This is a genomic window from Kluyvera sp. CRP, from assembly GCF_019930565.1.
Lineage (GTDB): Bacteria > Pseudomonadota > Gammaproteobacteria > Enterobacterales > Enterobacteriaceae > Kluyvera > Kluyvera georgiana_A.
This window is the reverse complement of sequence record NZ_CP082841.1, coordinates 4292964-4311970: the sequence shown is the minus strand read 5'-3', so window position 1 is coordinate 4311970 and position 19007 is coordinate 4292964. Positions and strand designations below refer to the sequence as shown.

The window sequence follows — 19007 nt, the reverse complement described above, 5'->3', positions numbered from 1 at the left end:
GGCATTCATGGCTATATCCGCTGGTAAGCTCATACAAATTATTGTGATTCAAAATCCCATACATGCACGCGACAATTCAGGCCAGCCAGTTGAAGCATGGGAAAATGGCGAAACGATCCGTGCAGATATCAGGGGCAGAAGCGGAAGAGAATTAATGTCTGCCGGTGCCGAAATAGCTCAGGCTGATGTCAGGGTATGGGTTCGTGGAAAATCGGGAGAAACAATAACGGCGGCATCCAGGCTAAAGGTTCAGAGTGGGCCATACCGAGGCAAAACACTTAACGTTATAGGCCCGCCCATCCCGGATGAAAAGGGAGGGCGCCTGGAGATATTGTGCAAGCTGGGGGCTGAAAAATGATTGAGACGAGTCTTGATTTTTCCGGTCTGAATGACATTGCAAAGGACCTGGAGGCGCTTAGCCGTGCTGAAAACAATAAGGTTCTGCGTGATGCCACTCGCGCCGGCGCCGAAGTGCTTAAGGAAGAAGTGATCGCACGCGCACCAGTGCGCACCGGGAAACTGAAAAAAAATGTGGTGGTATTGACCCAAAAAAGCCGCCGCCGCGGGGAGATTTCTTCCGGCGTCCATATTCGTGGTGTTAACCCGCGCACCGGGAACAGCGATAACACGATGAAGGCGAGCAACCCGAGAAACGCCTTTTACTGGCGATTCGTTGAAATGGGAACCGTTAACATGCCACCGCACCCTTTCATTCGTCCCGCGTTCGATGTTCGCCAGGAGCAGGCGACAGAGGTTGCGATCAGGCGTATGAACCAGGCCATTGACGAGGCATTAAGCAAATGACGGAAGACGATCTCTATCCTCTGCTGAAGTCGCTGGCCGGAGGGCAGGTTTATCCCTACGTTGCCCCGCTGGGTAGTGACGGGAATCCTTCGATTTCGCCACCCTGGGTAATTTTCTCGCTCATCTCCGATGTGTCTGCTGACGTTCTCTGTGGACAGGCGGAATCAGCCGTTTCTGTGCAGGTTGATGTTTATTCCAGAACCATCACTGAAGCGCGCACGATCAGGAATATGGCACTTGATGCTCTGCAGGTGCTGAAGCCTGAAAGCATTGTGAAAACGCCAGGCTATGAGCCTGATTTGCGCTATCACCGCGCGACGCTTGAATTTCAGGTAACCGTTTAAGCTTACTCACCATAACAGACCGCCTCGGCGGTCTTTTTTTTATCTGGAGAAACCATGACCAGTAAGTATGAAGTTACAAAGGGGATGACCTTTGCCGTCTCCGACGCACCCGTAACCGCCGAGGATTTTAACGCCTCAGGTTTCCCGGGGGCTGGCGTTACCTGGCTGGAAGCAGCCTGTGCAACGAAGGAGATCACCTTCACGGGCGGTCAGAAAGGGGATATCGACGTAACCACTCTGTGCTCAACTGAACAGGAGCAAACCAACGGCCTCGCCGCGCCTGCTGAAATGAGCATTACCCGTAACTGGGTTGGCGATGAAGCAGCACAGGAGGCACTGCAGACCGCATATGAAAACGACGAACTGCGTGCGCTGCGCGTATTGTTCCCTTCAGGAAACGGTTATTACGTGCTTGTCGAAGTGCGTCAGAGCTCATGGTCTGCGGCAACCTCTTCAGTTGTCGGTGCGACGTACTCGCTTCGTGTTCGCGGTAAGCCTAAACGCATTTTCACATCAGGTTCCTGAGCGGCTTCGGCCGCTTTTTTTATCCCTCCGATCATGTAACAAGAGAAAAATGAAATGCCGCAAAAAACATCACAGAATTCATTACGCAACGTGGCGCTTACAGCATCGAAAGCCTATCGCACCAAAGAAGGTATCACGGTCCCTGAATGGGATGGCGCAAAGGTAACGCTGCGTGAACCCTCTGGCGATGCCTGGGTGAAATTCCGGGAGATCGTTAATCCCCAGCTCGCCGAGGGCGAAGAGGCACCGGCGCTGACGGAGGCGGAAAAGTTTCTGCGCAATAAAGAGGCTGATGTGGTCCTCTTTATTGACGTTCTGCTGGATGAAAACGGCGAGCGCGTATTCAGCGACGAGGATCAGGAGTTGGTATCCAAAATTTATGGCCCAGTGCATGCACGCCTGCTGGCTCAGGCGCTTGGCCTCGGAATGAGCCAGGAAGAAGCGGGAAAGCCGTAAAGCAGCCGCTGACCTTCTTCCTGATGTCGCTGGCGCTCCGGTTGGGGCGCACTCTCCACGAACTGCGCCAGACCATGACCGCCAGCGAGCTCAAAATGTGGATCGAGTTCGACCGCATCAGTCCGATTGGTGACTGGCGCGCCGATGCACAGGCGGCGCAGATCTCCGTTGCAATGCTGAACTCTCAGGGCGGGAAATTCACTATCCCTGATGTGATGCTGAAATGGGGTGAGCAGGAAGGAGGCGCTGAAGTCTCTGAACTTGAAGAATGGATGTCCAGTCTTTGACGCCCGCGGCTGCGGGCTTTTTTATGGGTGAATTATGGCAACGCTGCGCGAGCTAATCATCAAAATTTCGGCGAACTCTTCATCTTTCCAGTCAGAGATCGCCAGAGCGTCCCGTATGGGAACGGATTACTACCGCACCATGGAACAGGGCGGGAAAAAAGCTGCAGCGGCCACGCGTGAAACTCAGCGGTCTTTGGCTGACCTGAACTCTCAGCTTGCCACCGTGCGATCTTCTGCTGTTGGACTTGCCGGGGCATGGGCCGGTGCATTTACCACGCATCAGCTGATTCAGTTTGCCGATACATGGAACCAATTGAATGGGCGCCTTCGCCTTGCGTCCTCTTCCAGTGAGGATTACGTGCAATCCCAGCGCGTGCTGATGGAGATCAGCCAGCGCACCGGAACATCACTCGAAGCAAACAGCAACCTTTACAGTCGTATTGCCCAGTCACTGCGTGATGCTGGTTACGCTTCCGCTGACGTGGCAAAAGTTACGGAAACCGTTGCAACCTCACTGAAGCTGTCTGGCGCCAGCACCGAAGAGGCGAGCTCTGTTATCACCCAACTTAGCCAGGCGCTTGGCTCAGGCGTTTTGCGAGGTGAAGAATTTAACGCCATCATGGAGAACGGCGGCCGACTGGCTAAACTGCTGGCTGATGGGCTGGGTACCACTGTTGGTGGCCTGCGAAATATGGCCAACAACGGCGAGCTGACGACCAACAAGATCGTCCCGCTGCTGACCAACGTTGAGATCCTCCGTAAAGAATTCGACACCCTTCCTGCATCCATCAGCGGATCAGCACAGAAAGTGCAAAACGCCTTCCTTGCATGGGTTGGCGGGGCGAACGATGCGGTCGGAGCATCATCAACGCTTTCCGGCGTGCTGGATGGCTTGGCGACTAACATCGATGATGTGGCAAATACAGCCGGTATTTTGGTTGGTGTTGGCCTCGCCCGTTATTTCGGCAATATGGTTGGCAGCGTCGCTCAGTCAACCCGGGCAGTGCTCGCTAATACGGCCGCCGAGGTCGCGCTGGCGCAGGCTCAGGTTCGCGGCGCTCAGGTTAGCGTTGCTGCTGGTCGCCAGGCTGTTTATCGCGCTCAACAGGCGCGCGCAGCGGCGACGAGTATTGAGGCTCAGATTGTCGCTGAGCGTAATCTTGCTGCAGCTCAGGCATCATTGAATACGGCGCTGGCTGGCAGGACCTCTGCAGTTAACAATCTCACCAATACAGCCTCGGTAATGTCACGGCTAGGTAGTGGGGTGCTGGGTATTCTCGGTGGCTGGCCTGGAGTAATTATCGGTGCCGGCGCTGCGATGTATGGCCTTTATCAGCATACCCAGCAGGTTCACCGTGAGGCGGTAGGTTTTGCCAACAACCTTGACGAGATCAACACCAAGCTCCAGCAGATGTCGGTGCTTGGCCTGCGTTCGACCGCGGCTGATGCCCGTACATCTTTACAGGCGCAGAAACAGGACCTGGCCGACCTCGACTCTCAGATCGCGAAGGTGAAAGACAGCCTTAAGGCGGTTGACCAAATCCAGCAGGACTACAACCGCCATCCGACGCTGACCCTGATTAACACCTTCATGGACCAGGCCGACATCACGGCCAAAAACATCGAGCTGACAGATAAGCTGAACCAGCTGGAGTACCAGCGCGAACAGGCAGCCTCAAAAGTCGAGCAAACGCAGAAGCTGGTAAACAATGCCAGCGATCTGGCTACGCAAAAGGCTATCGAACAGGCTGGCGCCGTCTCAATCCTGAAAGGTGCGTATGACCTGCTTAACCGCTCAATGTCAGCGACCGCTGGCGCCAAGCCGCCGCAATATGCCGGGCCCGTCGTTTCACTGGCGAACGCAACTCCTCAACAGCAAACCGCACTGGAGCGCTCACGCCGCGATAACGAGCTGGCCAGCCTCAGCGGATTAGAAAAACTCCATCAGCAGCACGTCTATGAAGCAGAAGACCTGAAGCTGACGGGGGCACTTTACACCCAGTACATCTACAACAAGGATCAGGCAGCCAAAAAGGATGCAGCAGCTGCAGAGGCAAAAAAAACCTCCACTGCTGCCTCAAATGCGCAGAGTAAAGCCGAGCGCGAAGCGGCCAGCACCGCCGAACAGTATTCCCGGAAAATGGCCGATCTGAGCGTGGCTATCGACGTGCAACGCGTCCGGGCCACGGAAGGTGAAAAAGCCTCGGAGCTTTACGCTGCATCGCACCAGGCAGGAACTAAATGGACCGACGAGCAGCGCAGGGCGATCCAGGCATCATCAGCAGAGCTGGCAAAATGGACGCAAAAAGCCGACGAGAACGTGCGTAAGCAGCGCGAACAAGCTGATGCCCTGAAGGATTTAACTGACGCGGCCCGAAAGTTCAGGGATGAGGCGACGCTGACAACCGAAACCGCAGGCATGAGCGAGCGCCAGCGCAGCCGGTTCGACGAGACGCAACAGATCGACCGTGTTTTCACTAAAGCCGGTGGAGACAAAAGCACCCAGGCGGTGATTGCTCGAAATGAGGCCCTCGATGCTCTGGATAAGAAATACAAAGCTATCGCAGCTGCTGAGGCGGATTGGATGTCCGGAGTATCACGCGGCTATGCCAACTGGTTTGATGAAATCAGTGACGTATCCGGCACGGTCTCTGACGGGGTGAAAACCACACTCGACAGCGCGTTTGGTAACGTCACATCAATGCTTGAAGGCAACAAAGTTAGCTGGAAATCGTGGGGGGTTTCTGTCCTGCAGATCATCGAAAAAGTGGCGCTGCAGATGGCGGTGGTCAGTGCGATGGGGGGGGCATCTTCTGCTTCTGGCATCTTTGGCTCACTCATCGGCAGTGTAGGCAGCTTCTTCGGGGGCGGTGCGGGAGCATCAGCCAGCACCGGTACGGCGGTTTCCAGTTACGGATCGAACTTCCAGTTTAACGACAAAGGCGGCGTTTATGACTCTCCATCTCTTAGCGCTTTCAGTAATGGGATCGTCAGAAACCCCACCATGTTCGCTTTCGCAAAAGGCGGTGCCGGAATCATGGGCGAGGCGGGGCCGGAGGCAATCATGCCGCTGACCCGCGCGCCGGATGGTTCTCTCGGCGTTCGTGCGGTCGGAGGTGGCGGAGGTCAGTCCGTATCTTCGGCGCCACAGGTTTATATCACTATCGATGGCAACGGCAACACCTCAACGCAAACCTCACCAGGGCTTGAGCAATTTGGTGCCGATGTCGGGAAATTTGTCGATCAGCGATATAAGCAGAATGTAATGCGTGATATCCGCCCCGGCGGTGATATTTGGAACGCAATGAAAGGAACCCGATAATTATGGCCATCGAAACTTTCACATGGTGCCCACGGATTAACGCTGAAGCTGATACAAATTTCCGCGTCAGAAAAGCCCAGTTTGGCGATGGATATGAGCAGGTTTCAGGGGATGGATTGAACACCAGAACTCAGCAGTGGACGCTTAACTTCACTGGCAACGAAACCTACATTTCTGCCATTAAGTCTTTCCTCGACAGGCATGAAGGAACGAAAGCCTTCCAGTGGAAGCCACCGCTAGAATCTTTGGGTTTGTATCGTTGCGAAACGTATAAACCCACCGGGCTGGGCGCGGGAAAATTCAACCTTGAAGCAACATTCATCCAGGCATTTAAACCATGAGCTTAAACGCAGATTATCAGAAGCTGGAATCCGGAAACGATGTTCGTCTGATTGAGGTGGACGGTTCTTCCTTTGGGCTAACGGACGTTCTCCGCTTTCACAATTACAGCATTCCCCACACAGAAGCGGAAATCATCGCCGCTGGTGGGGATGAGTCCAATCTTCCGGCGAAACCAATCTGGTGGCAGGGAAATGAATACGCCGCCTGGCCGTATCAGCTGGAAGGTCTGGAAAAATCAACCAGTGGGAGCAATGCAACGCCATCACTGACGGTTGCGAACATCGAAAGCTCCATTTCTGCCCTGTGTCTTGCGTATGACGATCTGCTGCAGGCGAAAGTCACTATTCACGACACAAAAGAGAAATATCTCGATGCCAAAAATTTCGCAGACGGCAACCCCACAGCAGACCCGAATCAGGAAAAGCTGCAGGTCTGGTATATCGACGGGAAAACGGGCGAGCTTGCTGGTGAAACTGTTGAGTTTGTTCTGTCCAGCCCGATGGGCCTGCAGGGGCAAATGATCCCGACGCGCCAGCTTCATTCCCTGTGTACCTGGTGCATCCGGAATAAATATCGCACCGGCGACGGCTGCGATTATGCGGGAACCAACTATTTCGACAAAAACAACAACCCGGTCAGCGATCCGTCGCTTGATGAATGCAACGGCACGCTCACGGCCTGCAAACTTCGGTTCGGTGAAAATAACGAGCTCTCGTTTGGTGGGTTCCCTGGCACGTCTTTGATCAGGAGCTGATATGCGGCAGAAAACCATTGATGCCATTATGGCGCATGCTGCAGCTGAATATCCTCGCGAGTGCTGCGGCGTGGTGGCGCAGAAAAGCCGTGTTGAACGTTATTTCCCGTGCCGCAACCTTGCCGCAGAGCCAGAGGACAATTTTGTCCTCTGCCCGGAAGATTATGCAGCTGCTGAGGACTGGGGTACGGTGATCGCCATCGCTCACAGTCACCCTGATGCCACGACACAGCCGAGCGAACTGGATAAAGCGCAATGCGACGCAACGCTTTTACCCTGGCATATTGTGAGCTGGCCGGAGGGGGATTTGCGCACCATCCAGCCGCGCGGAGAACTGCCTCTGCTGGAGCGCCCGTTTGTTCTGGGTCACTTTGACTGCTGGGGGCTGGTAATGAGTTATTTCCGGCAAACGCACGGGATCGAGCTTCACGATTACCGGGTGGATTATCCCTGGTGGGAAAACGACTATCCGGATAACTTCTATCAGGATTGCTGGTACGAGTGTGGATTTCGTGAATTCGACGGTCCACCGAAACCAGGCGATATGGTGATCATGCAGGTCCAGGCTGATAAGTGGAACCACGCGGGAATTCTGCTGGAGGGAAATATGCTGCTGCACCACCTGTACGGACATCTGAGCCAACGCGTGCCGTATGGTGGATACTGGCAGGAACGAACGATGAAGATTCTACGTTACAAATCTCTGTGCTAACCTTTTGTAAAACCAAAGGGGACAGGGATATGAAAAAAGCATTATTGGCACTTTCTTTGTTAATCATGGCTGGTTGTTCGAGTATGCAGGACCTCCGGAAGGAGCCAGCGTCAAATACTTTTCAATCGAAGAAAAAAATTGACGCAGTATCTGAATGCATACTTGTTGGCTGGCAAGAGGAAAGCCAAAAATATGGAAGCGTTTTTATTCAGCCTTATGACGGTGGTAAAACTGTTTTTACACAATCTCAACTTGAGATGGTTGATTTAATATCGGACGGCGAAATTACCAAGATTGAATTCCGTCATCAAGGTGGCCTATTTGCTTATCGAATCAACAGCCGGATTAAAGTAATAGAACGCTGTATCTAACCAAGACTTAACCCGCTTCGGCGGGTTTTTTAATGGTGAGAATATGAAAGAAGTAATGACAACAATTCAGCTAGGCGGAGTATTAGGAAAGACCTTCGGTAGAACCCATCAACGACTGATAGCGCGAACTGGTGAAGCTGCTATTGCTTTAAGTAAAACATTGCCCGGTTTCGAAAGTTTTATGATCAGCAGTAAACGACGCGGATTAACTTTCGCGGTGTTTAAAGGAAAAAGGAATATTGCTGCAGATGAGATGGGTTTTCCCTCAGAGGGCGATGTAGTAAGGATTATGCCTGTAATTATCGGTAGTAAACGCGCTGGTCTATTTCAAACCATATTAGGAGCGGTTTTGATAGCTGCGGCCGTCTTTGTTTCTGGCGGAGTTGGCGCCGCGTTCGCTGCTGGTGGATTGACGGGGTTTGCTGCAGCCACTGGCGCCTCGTTGGTCCTCGGTGGGGTTATTCAGCTTCTTTCACCGCAGCCATCAGGCATAGCCAGTAAACAAAGTGCAGATAACCGCGCATCCTACGCATTCGGTGGTGTAACTAACACCGCGGCGCAAGGCTACCCGGTACCGCTCCTTTATGGTAAGCGTCGAATCGGCGGAGCGATTATTTCTGCCGGAATTTATGTCGAAGATCAGCAGTAGATAACTAACCTTTTTTTCTGGCCACCTTCGGGTGGCTTTTTTTATGGGCGCAATATGGCTACAGATAAAGTGTTAAAGGGCCGCAAGGGCGGCAGCTCAAGTTCCCGAACTCCTACCGAACAGCCTGATGATCTGCAATCTGTAGCGAAGGCAAAAATTCTCGTTGCGCTTGGGGAAGGGGAGTTTGCAGGACAGCTAACCGGCAAAGATATCTACCTGGACGGAACGGCCCTGGAGAATGCAGACGGCTCCCAAAACTTCAGCGGCGTGACGTGGGAGTTTCGCGCTGGAACGCAGGCGCAAAAATATATTCAGGGTATTCCCGGTACCGAAAACGAAATCAGCGTGGGAACTGAGGTATCAAGCGCCACAGCCTGGACGCGCACCTTTACCAATACGCAGCTTTCAGCAGTTCGTCTGCGTCTGAAATGGCCTTCGCTTTTCAAACAGGAGGACGACGGCGATTTGGTGGGTTACTCGGTCAATTATGCGATTGACCTTCAGACGGATGGCGGCACATGGCAGACGGTACTCAATACCAGCGTGACCGGCAAAACGACGTCTGGTTATGAGCGCAGCCACCGTATCGATTTACCGCAGGCTGGCAGCACCTGGACAATCCGCCTGCGTAAGATTACCTCTGACGCCAACAGCGCGAAGATCGGCGACACAATGACGCTGCAGAGCTTCACTGAGGTGATTGACGCCAAGTTACGCTATCCCAACACAGCGCTACTCTACATCGAATTCGATTCCAGCCAGTTTAACGGCTCTATCCCGCAGATCTCCTGCGAGCCTCGCGGGCGTGTTATTCGTGTGCCAGATAACTATGACCCCGAAACAAGAACGTACAGCGGGACATGGACCGGTGCGTTTAAGTGGGCATGGACGGATAATCCGGCGTGGATTTTTTACGATCTCGTTGTTTCTGACCGGTTCGGCCTCGGTCACCGTTTGACTGCTGCGAATATCGATAAATGGACGCTGTATCAGGTTGCTCAGTATTGTGATCAGATGGTACCAGACGGCAAGGGGGGCAACGGTACCGAACCACGTTATACCTGTAACGTGTACATCCAGGACCGAAACGACGCCTACACAGTCCTGCGTGATTTTGCTGCTATCTTTCGTGGCATGACATACTGGGGAGGGGATCAGATTGTGGCCCTGGCTGACATGCCGCGCGATGTTGATTACAGCTATACGCGCGCCAACGTTGTTGGCGGTCGATTCACCTATTCGAGCAGCACCACGAAAAGCCGCTACACCACAGCGCTGGTTTCATGGTCAGACCCGGGTAACGCTTATGCCGACGCGATGGAGCCGGTATTTGAGCAGGCGCTGGTGGCGCGATACGGCTTCAATCAGCTGGAAATGACAGCCATCGGCTGCACCAGGCAGTCAGAAGCGAACCGAAAGGGGCGCTGGGGTATTCTCACCAACAACAAGGATCGCGTTGTTTCGTTTGATGTCGGGCTGGACGGCAACATTCCGCAGCCGGGCTACATCATCGCCGTGGCAGACGAGCTGCTTTCCGGAAAAGTTATGGGCGGACGTATCAGCGCCGTTAACGGTCGCGTTATCAAACTTGACCGCGTGGCAGATGCAGCAGCAGGTGATCGCCTTATTCTCAACCTGCCTTCCGGAGCGTCGCAGAGCAGGACCATTCAGGCCGTGAACGGGGAATCAGTCACAGTTACCACGGCATACAGTGAGACGCCACAGGCCGAAGCTGTTTGGGTGGTTGAATCTGACGAGCTTTACGCGCAGCAGTATCGTGTTGTCAGCGTTTCCGATAACGATGATGGCACTTTCTCGATTACCGGCGCATGGCACGACCCGGATAAATATGCCCGTATCGATACCGGAGCCATCATTGACCAGCGGCCGGTGAGCGTGATCCCGCCTGGTAACCAGTCCCCGCCAGCTAACATTGTGATCAGCTCGTTTTCCGTCGTCCAGCAGGGCATCAGCATTGAAACCATGCGAGTGAGCTGGGACCAGGCGCAAAACGCTATCGCCTATGAGGCACAATGGCGACGCAATGACGGGAATTGGGTCAACATACCGCGTAGCTCTACCACGTCTTTTGACGTACCCAATATCTATGCCGGGCGATACCTAGTCCGCGTCCGCGCAATCAACGCCGCGGAGATTTCATCCGGCTGGGGATACTCGGAAGAGGCAACGCTGACCGGGAAAGTAGGTAATCCGCCGAAGCCGGTTGGATTTGTGGCCACGGGCATTAACTGGGGCATCCGTCTGAACTGGGGATTCCCGGCGAACACCGCCGATACGCTGAAAACGGAAATTCAGTACACGCCAAACAGCGACCAGTCGGATCCGCTGCTGCTGAGCGATGTCCCCTATCCATCATCTGAATACACCCAGCTCGGCCTGAAAGCAGGGCAGGAATTCTGGTACCGCGCGCAGCTGGTCGATAAAACCGGGAACGAGTCGGGCTGGACAGACTGGGTGCGCGGCCTGTCGAACGACAACGCCGATGACTACCTGGGCGATATTGCCGACGACTTCATGAAGGCCAAAGACGGTGACGCGCTGACGAGCCAGATTGACCAGAACATCGAGGGTATCCTGCAAAATGCGCTGGCCAATAACGCAACTATCGAACACCAGTGGGCGCAGTACGGTAGCGTTCGCGCCGATATTCTGGTGGTGAAAACGACAATTGCGAAAGTCGATGAGGCGATGTCGGAGTTAAAAACGCAGGTACAGGCGCAAATCGACGATGTGACGGCCACGCTGGAAGATAAGCTCACAGCAACGGTTGATTCCACTGGCGCCACGGCGATTCATACACTCAAAGCGGGCATCAGGATTAATGGCGTGTACTACAGCGCCGGGATGAGCATTGCGGTACTGGCGGAAAACGGTAAACCGGTTGTCACCCGTATTGGATTCAATGCGAACCAGTTTGTTCTGATGAGTGGTACTGATGATGCGCAATATTCGCCGTTTGCAGTAATTAACGGTCAGGTGTTTATCAGTAGCGCATTTATTCAGGATGGCACAATTACCAATGCAAAAATTGGTAATTACATTCGCTCGAATAATTATGTTGCTGGTGCTACAGGATGGAATATTCCAAAAGACGGCTCACCTGAATTCAATAACGGTACCTTCCGTGGTGCTCTTTATGCCGCATCCGGCGCATTCAGCTTTAACGGCGTGAATAATACTGTTGTGCTGAATGGTAATGGTGTGACTGTAAACCTTTCAAATGGTGGCCGGATCGTTCTCGGCACATGGTAATGCTATGCCAAATGGATTGTTGATTGATTTAAATGACGGCCGTCCTATGGCTATTACTGCCGGACTCCGGGCCCCTGTATTCAGTACAGGGGTTGCTGGTGGGTATTATGGTGACGGTGACGAGGTTTCGTATATTGATACGCCAGGCTGGAGTGGCGGCTATGAATCGGTCTATATCCCCGTTGAAACGGTCGCGGCTTATGAAGTCGGAACAGACCTGTATCCCACGATTGCCTATCTTACCAGCGTGAATCAAGAGTCAGGGCGCTTGCGTCTGACCTCCGGTTCAACCAGCGGGCGACCGCGCAGGCGGAATCTGTGGGCCGGTCAGGTCTGGTTTATCACGCCAGCCAGCCAGTCCGGTAACTCCGGGTTACTTATTCAGGATTCCACTGATTTCACCGTTATACCCACCAACGCCAACCTTGGAAGTTGCATATGGTATGGCGACGTTAATATAAATGGTGCCTGGAATATACCCGTTGATGGAATGGTATTCGCGTCCTGGGATAATCCCAGCGCGGTGTTATCGCGGATGGGCAATACAATTTATTGCACACTCGACCAGAATATTTATGAAGAAACCAGCGGGAATATTTGGGTACGCATTGCGATATTCGGGAATGCTGCCCCTTATGCCGGAACAGGACTTAATTATTTCAACGCCGCGGGACAATGCACTTTTTCAACCACCCGCAAACCTTTTGTGATTCAGGGCTTTTTCTACCCGTCGACTAACTGGCAGGGAATTGGCGGCATGGTACCGCTCGGAACCTGTGGCTGGGCAGTACGGCCAGCCACTAACTCAACCAGCTGGAACATTGTCAGGATGAAAGGGCTGATGATGTCAGGCGGCAACGTAAAGAGCGGTTTTGGCCGTATCGTCAGACGTGTTTCACGTCAGACCTTCGATATTCAGTCAGAGGGCGTATCGGGCGTAAAACTCCCCGTCATCCCGAACTTTTATTAATCAGGAGTAGGCAATGTCTGCTGGAACTATTTCCATTCAAAATAATGCAGCGGCGGTGGCCGGCGCTGGAACGGCATTTACCACTGAATTATCCGCGGGTGATTTCATTGTTATTACCACAGGCGGGGTGACCTATACGCTGCCAGTGAAATTTATCGAGAGCGATACCGCACTGACTCTTGCCCGGAACTACAACGGCCCGGCGGTGACTGGCGCCGCATGGACGGCAATGCCGCGGGATACTCTGAACCGCATCAGCGCGCAGATTGCAGCGGACACTTCCTATGCTATCCGCCAGCGCGTTCTGGAAATCGATAACTGGTATCAGCTGCTGGAAGTCAACGGCGATGTGACAATCAAAATGGCAGACGGTTCGAGCTACACTGGCCCCTCCTGGCCCAAGCTGATTGATGCCATGAACAACCCGACCTGGGCGCTGGCCAAAAGCAAAAACCTATCCGACCTGGAAGACCGCGATGAGGCATGGATGAATGTCCGCCCGACAGGCCCGACACCGCTGGCAGCGGCTCCTGTGGGTGAGGGGGACGCGGCGACAAAGGGATATGTTGATAATAAGAAAATTGATATTGCGCACGGAGGAACCGGGGCGACGACAGAAGCGGGTGCCAGGGAAGCCTTAAAGCTATCATCAGCGGCAACAACTGAAATAGGGACCAGTGGTGCAAAACTTCCGCTTCTGAATGCAGCGAATACATGGGGCGCGACTCAAACTATAAAATCGCCAATAGTGGTCGCCGTCGATGGACCCGCCAGCCCGGCATCAGGGCAGCTTATTAATAGCCCTGTGTTGAGAATGCGTGTTAACGGACGCGGTGCTAATGGCGATGCCCTTGGTGAAATTGGCGATATATTCATCCAGGAAAAAGTAGGTACATATGTCGCTTTAACATTCAATGTTAGCGCTTTTTCTGATAACAAATTCTGGAGTATGAATGCTTCTACGGGAGAAACCTTTTCCCCTCTTGGGGCTCTTGCTGTTCAGGGGTCCGACGTTCGTATCAAATACAATTTCACACCGCCAAAATTAGGGGCATGGAAACGCGTAGAGGCAATCGGCATCTGCGAATATATGTATAACGGCAGCGCCATTCCGCAGCGTGGTTTTCTGGCACAACAGATGGGTGAAGTTGATGAGATGTATGTGTTCGAATCATCTGTCTCTACCGCGAAAGACGCGGACGGTAACGAATTCAACATTCTGAATGTCAATGACCGTGCTGTGATGGCGGATATGATTATCGTCATTCAGGCACTACAGCAGAAAGTCACAGCCCTTGAAGCGCTGGTGGGAAACAAGGTGGCATCTGAATAACCTGAGAACTGCGGTCCGTGGTATGCAAGCACGGACCGCAGTGGTAGGCCAGGGGTTCATGCCGTGGCGCTGGCGCAAGTATAGGGGAAATCGCTCAAACATGTTGGTATACTATCTGATTAAAAGTGGATAACTTATTGAATGTAATAGATATGAAAATAGATGGATATACCATTTATAAAAGATAACTCATTGATTTGTAGTGAATTGCTTCCGGTCTCGAAAACCGGAGTAGGGGCAACTCTACCGGGGGTTCAAATCCCCCTCTCTCCGCCACTATTCAAGCACTTACGTCGTTTCATTTCAGTGACTGAAATCCCACTGAGAAAATCCTTCGAGAAAACAATGCACCGGAAATGGCTTCCGGCGTGTATCTATTTTACCCCTTTTTGTTCGATGTCGGGCTGATCTCACCGTACGAGCATACACTCATAAGTGCCTTCCTGAATGGAAACAGAACATTGGGGGCGAGGTTAATACGGATTGCGTTTTAAATGAGCTAATAAAAAGCTGCCCGTAGGCAGCTTTTTACACAGCGGGGATTACGGCGTGACGATATTGAACCAGAATTCAAATTTGTCCATGTAGCCCAGCATCTCATCAAGCTTAGCACCGTTGCCGGTGACCTTAACTTCACCTTTCTCTTCAGCCTGCTTGAGCGTTTCTTCTTTCAGGATGATCTTATTTAGCGTCGCGCGGTCGAGCGCGATGGTCGCATCGGCATCTTTCGCTTCTGCGTTCGCCGTGTGGTTCAGCACGCCGTTTTCCAGCTCCAGCTTGTATTTACCGCCATCGCTGCCAAGATCAATGTTAAACACCGACTTCGCTGTGCCGGCTTTCTCGCCGTTAATATGGACCGCCAGATAGTCGAAGAACATCTCTGGTGTCATCGCGCGCACGGTATCCGGACTGGCCGTATTTGGCGTAGGTCCTTTCACCACGCCGTTACGCAATTCCTGCGCGCCGGTCAGGTAGAAGTTACGCCACGGGCCTGATTCTGCCTGATAACCCAGCTGTTCCAGCGCATCCGCTTCAAGATTACGCGCGTCCTGGTTATTCGGGTCGGCAAACACAATTTTGCTGACAACCTGAGCCACCCAACGGTAGTTGCCCTGATCGTAGTCCTCTTTGGCCTTCTTCATGATGGCGTCTGCACCGCCCATATAATCAACGAACTTCTTCGCCGCTTCTTCAGGTGGCAGTTCATCGAGGGTGGCCGGGTTGCCATCGAACCAGCCAAGGTACAGCACATAGGTCGCCTTCACGTCATGACTCACAGAGCCATAGTAACCACGGTTTGCCCAGGTGTGTGCCAGGCTATCCGGCAGCTTGAAGTTGGCGGCAATTTCATCACGGGTCAGGCCCTGGTTAGCCATGCGTAACGTCTGGTCGTTGATATAACGATAGAGGTCTCGCTGGCTCTTCAGCAGGTTAACCACATTATCGTTGCCCCAGGTCGGCCAGTGGTGTTGGGCCATAATGATTTCAGCTTTGTCGCCCCAGCGAACAATCGCTTCGTTGATGTACTTAGACCACGGCAACGGCTCACGAATTTTCGCGCCGCGCAGAGAGTAAGTGTTGTGCAGGGTGTGGGTTACGTCTTCCGCAGACTCGATGAGTTTTTTCTCTTCGATATACCACAACATTTCAGACGGAGCCTCAGAACCCGGCGCCAGCATGAAGTCGTAGGTCAGGCCATCAATCACTTCTTTCTGGCCGTCTTTGTCGATGATATTGGTGGGGGCAATCAGGGTAACCGTACCCGCTGAGGTCGTGGTACCGAGACCCGCGCCAACCTGTCCCTTCGCGTCAGGTTTCAGCAGGTTGCCGTACATGTAGCTGGCACGACGGCTCATAACGTTACCGGCCATGATATTTTCCGCCACCGCGGCTTCCATAAAGCCTGCCGGCGCATACACCTTCACTTTACCGGATTTCACATCGGCTTCATCCACCACGCCGCGTACGCCACCATAGTGGTCAACGTGGCTGTGGGTATAAATAATCGCGACAACCGGTTTTTTACCGCGATTTTTGTAGTACAGGTCCATCCCGACTTTGGCGGTTTCGGCAGAAACCAGCGGGTCAACGACCGTAACGCCTTCTTTACCTTCAATGATGGTCATATTGGAGAGGTCGAGGTTACGGATCTGGTAGACGCCGTCGGTGACTTCAAACAGGCCGCTGATGTTGATCAGCTGAGACTGGCGCCACAGACTTGGGTTGACGGTATCGGGGGCCTTTTCACCTTCTTTGATAAACGCATACTGCTGGGGATCCCAGATGACGTTACCCTGTTCGCCCTTGATAACGTCAGCAGGCAGAGCGGCAATAAATCCCTTATGCGCATTAGTAAAATCGGTATTGTCAGAGAATGGTAATTGGTTATACAGCGCGTCGTTGGCTTTTTTGGTGGTGTCGGTTGCCTCTTTGGGGGTGATATCAGCATAAGCCGGCAGAATGACCGTTGACATCAGCCCGGCAAGCGCCAGACTTTTGACAATAAGCTTCAGTTTCATTGGAACCCTCTTTGACTTGTTGGACCGGATAATACATTTACGACACTAACTTCTTAATACATCTACAGATATTTATGTTTAAACATAACCTTATTTTTACATTTGGCAATGTGAAGCCATTAAAAACTTGCCTTAACGTGATAGTAATATTGTTTTTTTGAAGTAAATAGGCGGTTTCTTTTTAAGTGATTGAAATTTATGTATTTTATTTTTAATTTTACATTATATTTGAATTTGACTAATTATGTTTTTTCTACTAGCAATGCGCGTTTATAAAGTTCGGAAATAATGAGTAAATTCCGTGAAATTAATGAGTTGTTAACAAGTTATTGGGTGTTGTGAGTGTGTCTCAAGAAAAGATGTATCGGAAACAGGCTCCATAGCGTTATTTCACAAAAGAGACTGTTAACCATGCTGTTAATTTAGTGGTGGTATTATTCTGAATCAGAAGGGATAGCTGCCGTTCGTGCTGGTGGCGCAGTCCGACATTTTTGCTCTGCTCATCGCTTTTGCCCGCTGATTTTGTTCGTGGCAGATTTTCTTTGCTAAGATTTTTGGGCTGCGGATTTTCTGATGCCGCGGTCATCGAACGAAACGTTTAAAGTAACCTATGGTCGGGTGAGCAAAGATGAAGTACATCATTCTGCTGATAATTATTATTTCCGTGCTCTATGTGCATTTCCGGGGAAAGGTGCGGTTTCGCTTCTGGCGCCAGCTTTCCGATCATTCGACGTTCACGGCACCGTTGAATGGTTTTATGTATCTTTTCTCGCGCGTCGACAATACGCCATATCTCCGCCCAGAATCATTTCCCGAGCTTGCTGTATTACAGGAAAACTGGGAAGTGATTCGTGACGAAGGGGTCCATCTGCAAAATATGGAGAAAATTAAAGCGGCCGAAAAGTACAACGACGCTGGCTTTAACTCATTTTTTAAAACCGGATGGAAACGTTTCTACCTGAAATGGTATGAGGAGGCACATCCGTCGGCCAGCACACTGTGCCCGAGAACCACCGAACTGTTGCGTAGCATTCCCTCAGTGAAGGCGGCAATGTTTGCCACGCTCCCCGACGGTAGTCGCTTACCGCGTCATCGTGACCCTTACGCAGGCTCATTGCGTTTCCACCTGGGTCTGTTGACGCCCAATGACGATCGTTGCTTTATTGAGGTCGACGGCGAACGCTATAGCTGGCGTGATGGTGAAGGGGTTCTGTTTGATGAAACCTATATACACTACGCAGAAAATACAAGCGGTGAGAATCGCCTGATTTTGTTCTGCGATATTGAGCGTCCTATGCGTTACCGCTGGGCGCAAAGGGTAAACCATTGGCTGGGACGCAATTTAATGAGTGCGGCGGTAGCGCCGAATGACGTCGGCGACCGTATCGGCGGTATTAATCGTAGTTTTCGTTATATTTATCAGATTCGTATTGTGGGAAAACGGCTGAAAAAATGGAATAAGGCGGTGTACTACATCGTTAAATGGACGCTGTTTGCGGGGATCGCGGTACTTATCTGGCGAGCATTTTGAGTCGGCGACCCTGATCGACGTTTCCATAATGATAGGCCAGGGAATTGCTTACTTTGTTTAGATTTAAACAAAGTTGCGGTTTGCCACGGGTTCGGGATATGCGTAAATGCTTAATTGTGCAATTTTTACGGACATCCTGTTGCGCTCTATAATCGTAAGGAATGGAACTAATCAGGTATTTCTATGCATATTTTACCGCCTATCCGCCCGGAACAAAGTATCCAGCGTTTGACGGCACTGCTTGAGCCGATTGCCGAAAAAATGAAGGTTGTGCCGCGAAAGCGCATGACCTGGACATACAAAAACCAGCCCCAGCTGTACCTGTTTCAGCAAGGTGAGCTGTCAATCCTCAGGGCTTCCGACGGGCTCTTGATTGTCTCCGTTTATGACCCGCATCTGTTTGGCATTGCCGAAATGATCCAGCCCGTACGGGGCCATTTGCTGCGTGCCGAAACCGAGTCCACGATCCTGCGCGTCGATGCAAACACCGCGATGGAGATGTTTCGTCAGCACGGGGTCTGGGAAGACGTTGCCGCGCTGCTGTCTTACCACACTGCCTATCTTTTTTATCGCGATGCGCTGGTGGTTCAGCAGCGGACCTACTCGGTGATTCGTAACCATTTGCTGGATATGAGCCAACTACCGGAAGAGATGCGTATGCGCGTATCGATTCTTGATTATATTCAGGAACGTACGCACCTGTCGCGCAGTAGCATATTAAACGTGCTATCAGCATTGAAGAGCGGCCACTATATAACGTTTAAACGTGGCGGCTATCTTATGGAACTGCATAATTTACCGGAACGCTTTTAAGA

Annotated in this window: 19 protein-coding genes; 17 read left to right on the top strand and 2 right to left on the bottom strand. The window is 52.2% G+C overall.

What is annotated here, in order from left to right; genetic code table 11:
* The first annotated feature begins 7 nt into the window (after positions 1-7).
* From K7B04_RS20470 to K7B04_RS20400, 15 genes are read left to right on the top strand one after another with little or no spacing between them, the layout of a single operon-like run.
* Positions 8-358 (top strand): phage head closure protein, encoded by a 351-nt coding sequence (locus K7B04_RS20470; protein WP_223802881.1) that lies wholly within the window; start codon positions 8-10, stop codon positions 356-358.
* Entirely contained in the window at positions 355-804 is a 450-nt protein-coding gene (locus tag K7B04_RS20465; RefSeq protein WP_223802880.1) for an HK97-gp10 family putative phage morphogenesis protein, read from the top strand. Before K7B04_RS20470 ends, K7B04_RS20465 begins: the two co-directional genes overlap by 4 nt.
* Positions 801-1148 (top strand): DUF3168 domain-containing protein, encoded by a 348-nt coding sequence (locus tag K7B04_RS20460; protein WP_223802879.1) that lies wholly within the window; start codon positions 801-803, stop codon positions 1146-1148. The genes K7B04_RS20465 and K7B04_RS20460 overlap by 4 nt, the downstream gene beginning before the upstream one ends.
* Positions 1149-1202: 54 nt before the next feature.
* Positions 1203-1673 (top strand): phage tail tube protein, encoded by a 471-nt coding sequence (locus K7B04_RS20455; RefSeq protein WP_223802878.1) that lies wholly within the window; start codon positions 1203-1205, stop codon positions 1671-1673.
* Positions 1674-1727: 54 nt separating this feature from the next.
* Entirely contained in the window at positions 1728-2129 is a 402-nt protein-coding gene (locus K7B04_RS20450; protein ID WP_223802877.1) for a phage tail assembly chaperone, read from the top strand.
* 23 nt (positions 2130-2152) lie between these two features.
* The gene (locus K7B04_RS20445; protein WP_223802876.1) at positions 2153-2416 is read left to right on the top strand and encodes a DUF4035 domain-containing protein; all 264 of its coding nucleotides are present in this window, start codon (positions 2153-2155) and stop codon (positions 2414-2416) included.
* Between the two features lie 34 nt (positions 2417-2450).
* Positions 2451-5738 (top strand): phage tail tape measure protein, encoded by a 3288-nt coding sequence (locus K7B04_RS20440; RefSeq protein WP_223802875.1) that lies wholly within the window; start codon positions 2451-2453, stop codon positions 5736-5738.
* Between the two features lie 2 nt (positions 5739-5740).
* Positions 5741-6079, top strand: a complete 339-nt coding sequence (locus tag K7B04_RS20435; RefSeq protein WP_223802874.1) for a phage tail protein — start codon at positions 5741-5743, stop codon at positions 6077-6079.
* A complete protein-coding gene (locus K7B04_RS20430) occupies positions 6076-6834 on the top strand; it encodes a phage minor tail protein L (protein WP_223802873.1) in 759 nt (252 codons plus the stop codon). Before K7B04_RS20435 ends, K7B04_RS20430 begins: the two co-directional genes overlap by 4 nt.
* Before the next feature lies 1 nt (position 6835).
* Positions 6836-7546, top strand: a complete 711-nt coding sequence (locus tag K7B04_RS20425; RefSeq protein WP_223802872.1) for a C40 family peptidase — start codon at positions 6836-6838, stop codon at positions 7544-7546.
* 29 nt (positions 7547-7575) lie between these two features.
* Positions 7576-7917 carry a hypothetical protein gene (locus K7B04_RS20420; protein ID WP_223802871.1) on the top strand — a complete coding sequence of 114 codons (342 nt, stop codon included), beginning with the start codon at positions 7576-7578 and terminating at the stop codon, positions 7915-7917.
* Between the two features lie 43 nt (positions 7918-7960).
* On the top strand, positions 7961-8566 hold the full coding sequence (locus K7B04_RS20415; RefSeq protein WP_116325831.1) for a tail assembly protein: 606 nt from the start codon (positions 7961-7963) through the stop codon (positions 8564-8566).
* A 54-nt stretch (positions 8567-8620) separates the two neighbouring features.
* Entirely contained in the window at positions 8621-11839 is a 3219-nt protein-coding gene (locus tag K7B04_RS20410; RefSeq protein WP_223802870.1) for a host specificity protein J, read from the top strand.
* Between the two features lie 4 nt (positions 11840-11843).
* Entirely contained in the window at positions 11844-12809 is a 966-nt protein-coding gene (locus K7B04_RS20405; RefSeq protein ID WP_223802869.1) for a DUF6453 family protein, read from the top strand.
* A 13-nt stretch (positions 12810-12822) separates the two neighbouring features.
* Positions 12823-14142, top strand: a complete 1320-nt coding sequence (locus K7B04_RS20400) for a tail fiber domain-containing protein (protein ID WP_223802868.1) — start codon at positions 12823-12825, stop codon at positions 14140-14142.
* 542 nt (positions 14143-14684) lie between these two features.
* Here K7B04_RS20400 and K7B04_RS20395 read toward each other — a convergent pair.
* The gene (locus K7B04_RS20395; protein ID WP_223802867.1) at positions 14685-16661 is read right to left on the bottom strand and encodes an alkyl sulfatase dimerization domain-containing protein; all 1977 of its coding nucleotides are present in this window, start codon (positions 16659-16661) and stop codon (positions 14685-14687) included.
* A gap of 385 nt (positions 16662-17046) precedes the next feature.
* Positions 17047-17247 carry a hypothetical protein gene (locus K7B04_RS20390; RefSeq protein ID WP_163449323.1) on the bottom strand — a complete coding sequence of 67 codons (201 nt, stop codon included), beginning with the start codon at positions 17245-17247 and terminating at the stop codon, positions 17047-17049.
* Between the two features lie 42 nt (positions 17248-17289).
* On the opposite strand from K7B04_RS20390, the gene lpxO reads away from it, so the two are divergent.
* Together lpxO and K7B04_RS20380 are read left to right on the top strand one after the other, a co-directional pair.
* Positions 17290-18192, top strand: a complete 903-nt coding sequence (lpxO, locus tag K7B04_RS20385; RefSeq protein ID WP_223802866.1) for a lipid A hydroxylase LpxO — start codon at positions 17290-17292, stop codon at positions 18190-18192.
* Positions 18193-18375: 183 nt separating this feature from the next.
* On the top strand, positions 18376-19005 hold the full coding sequence (locus tag K7B04_RS20380) for a winged helix-turn-helix transcriptional regulator (protein WP_163449325.1): 630 nt from the start codon (positions 18376-18378) through the stop codon (positions 19003-19005).
* Positions 19006-19007: the final 2 nt, after the last annotated feature.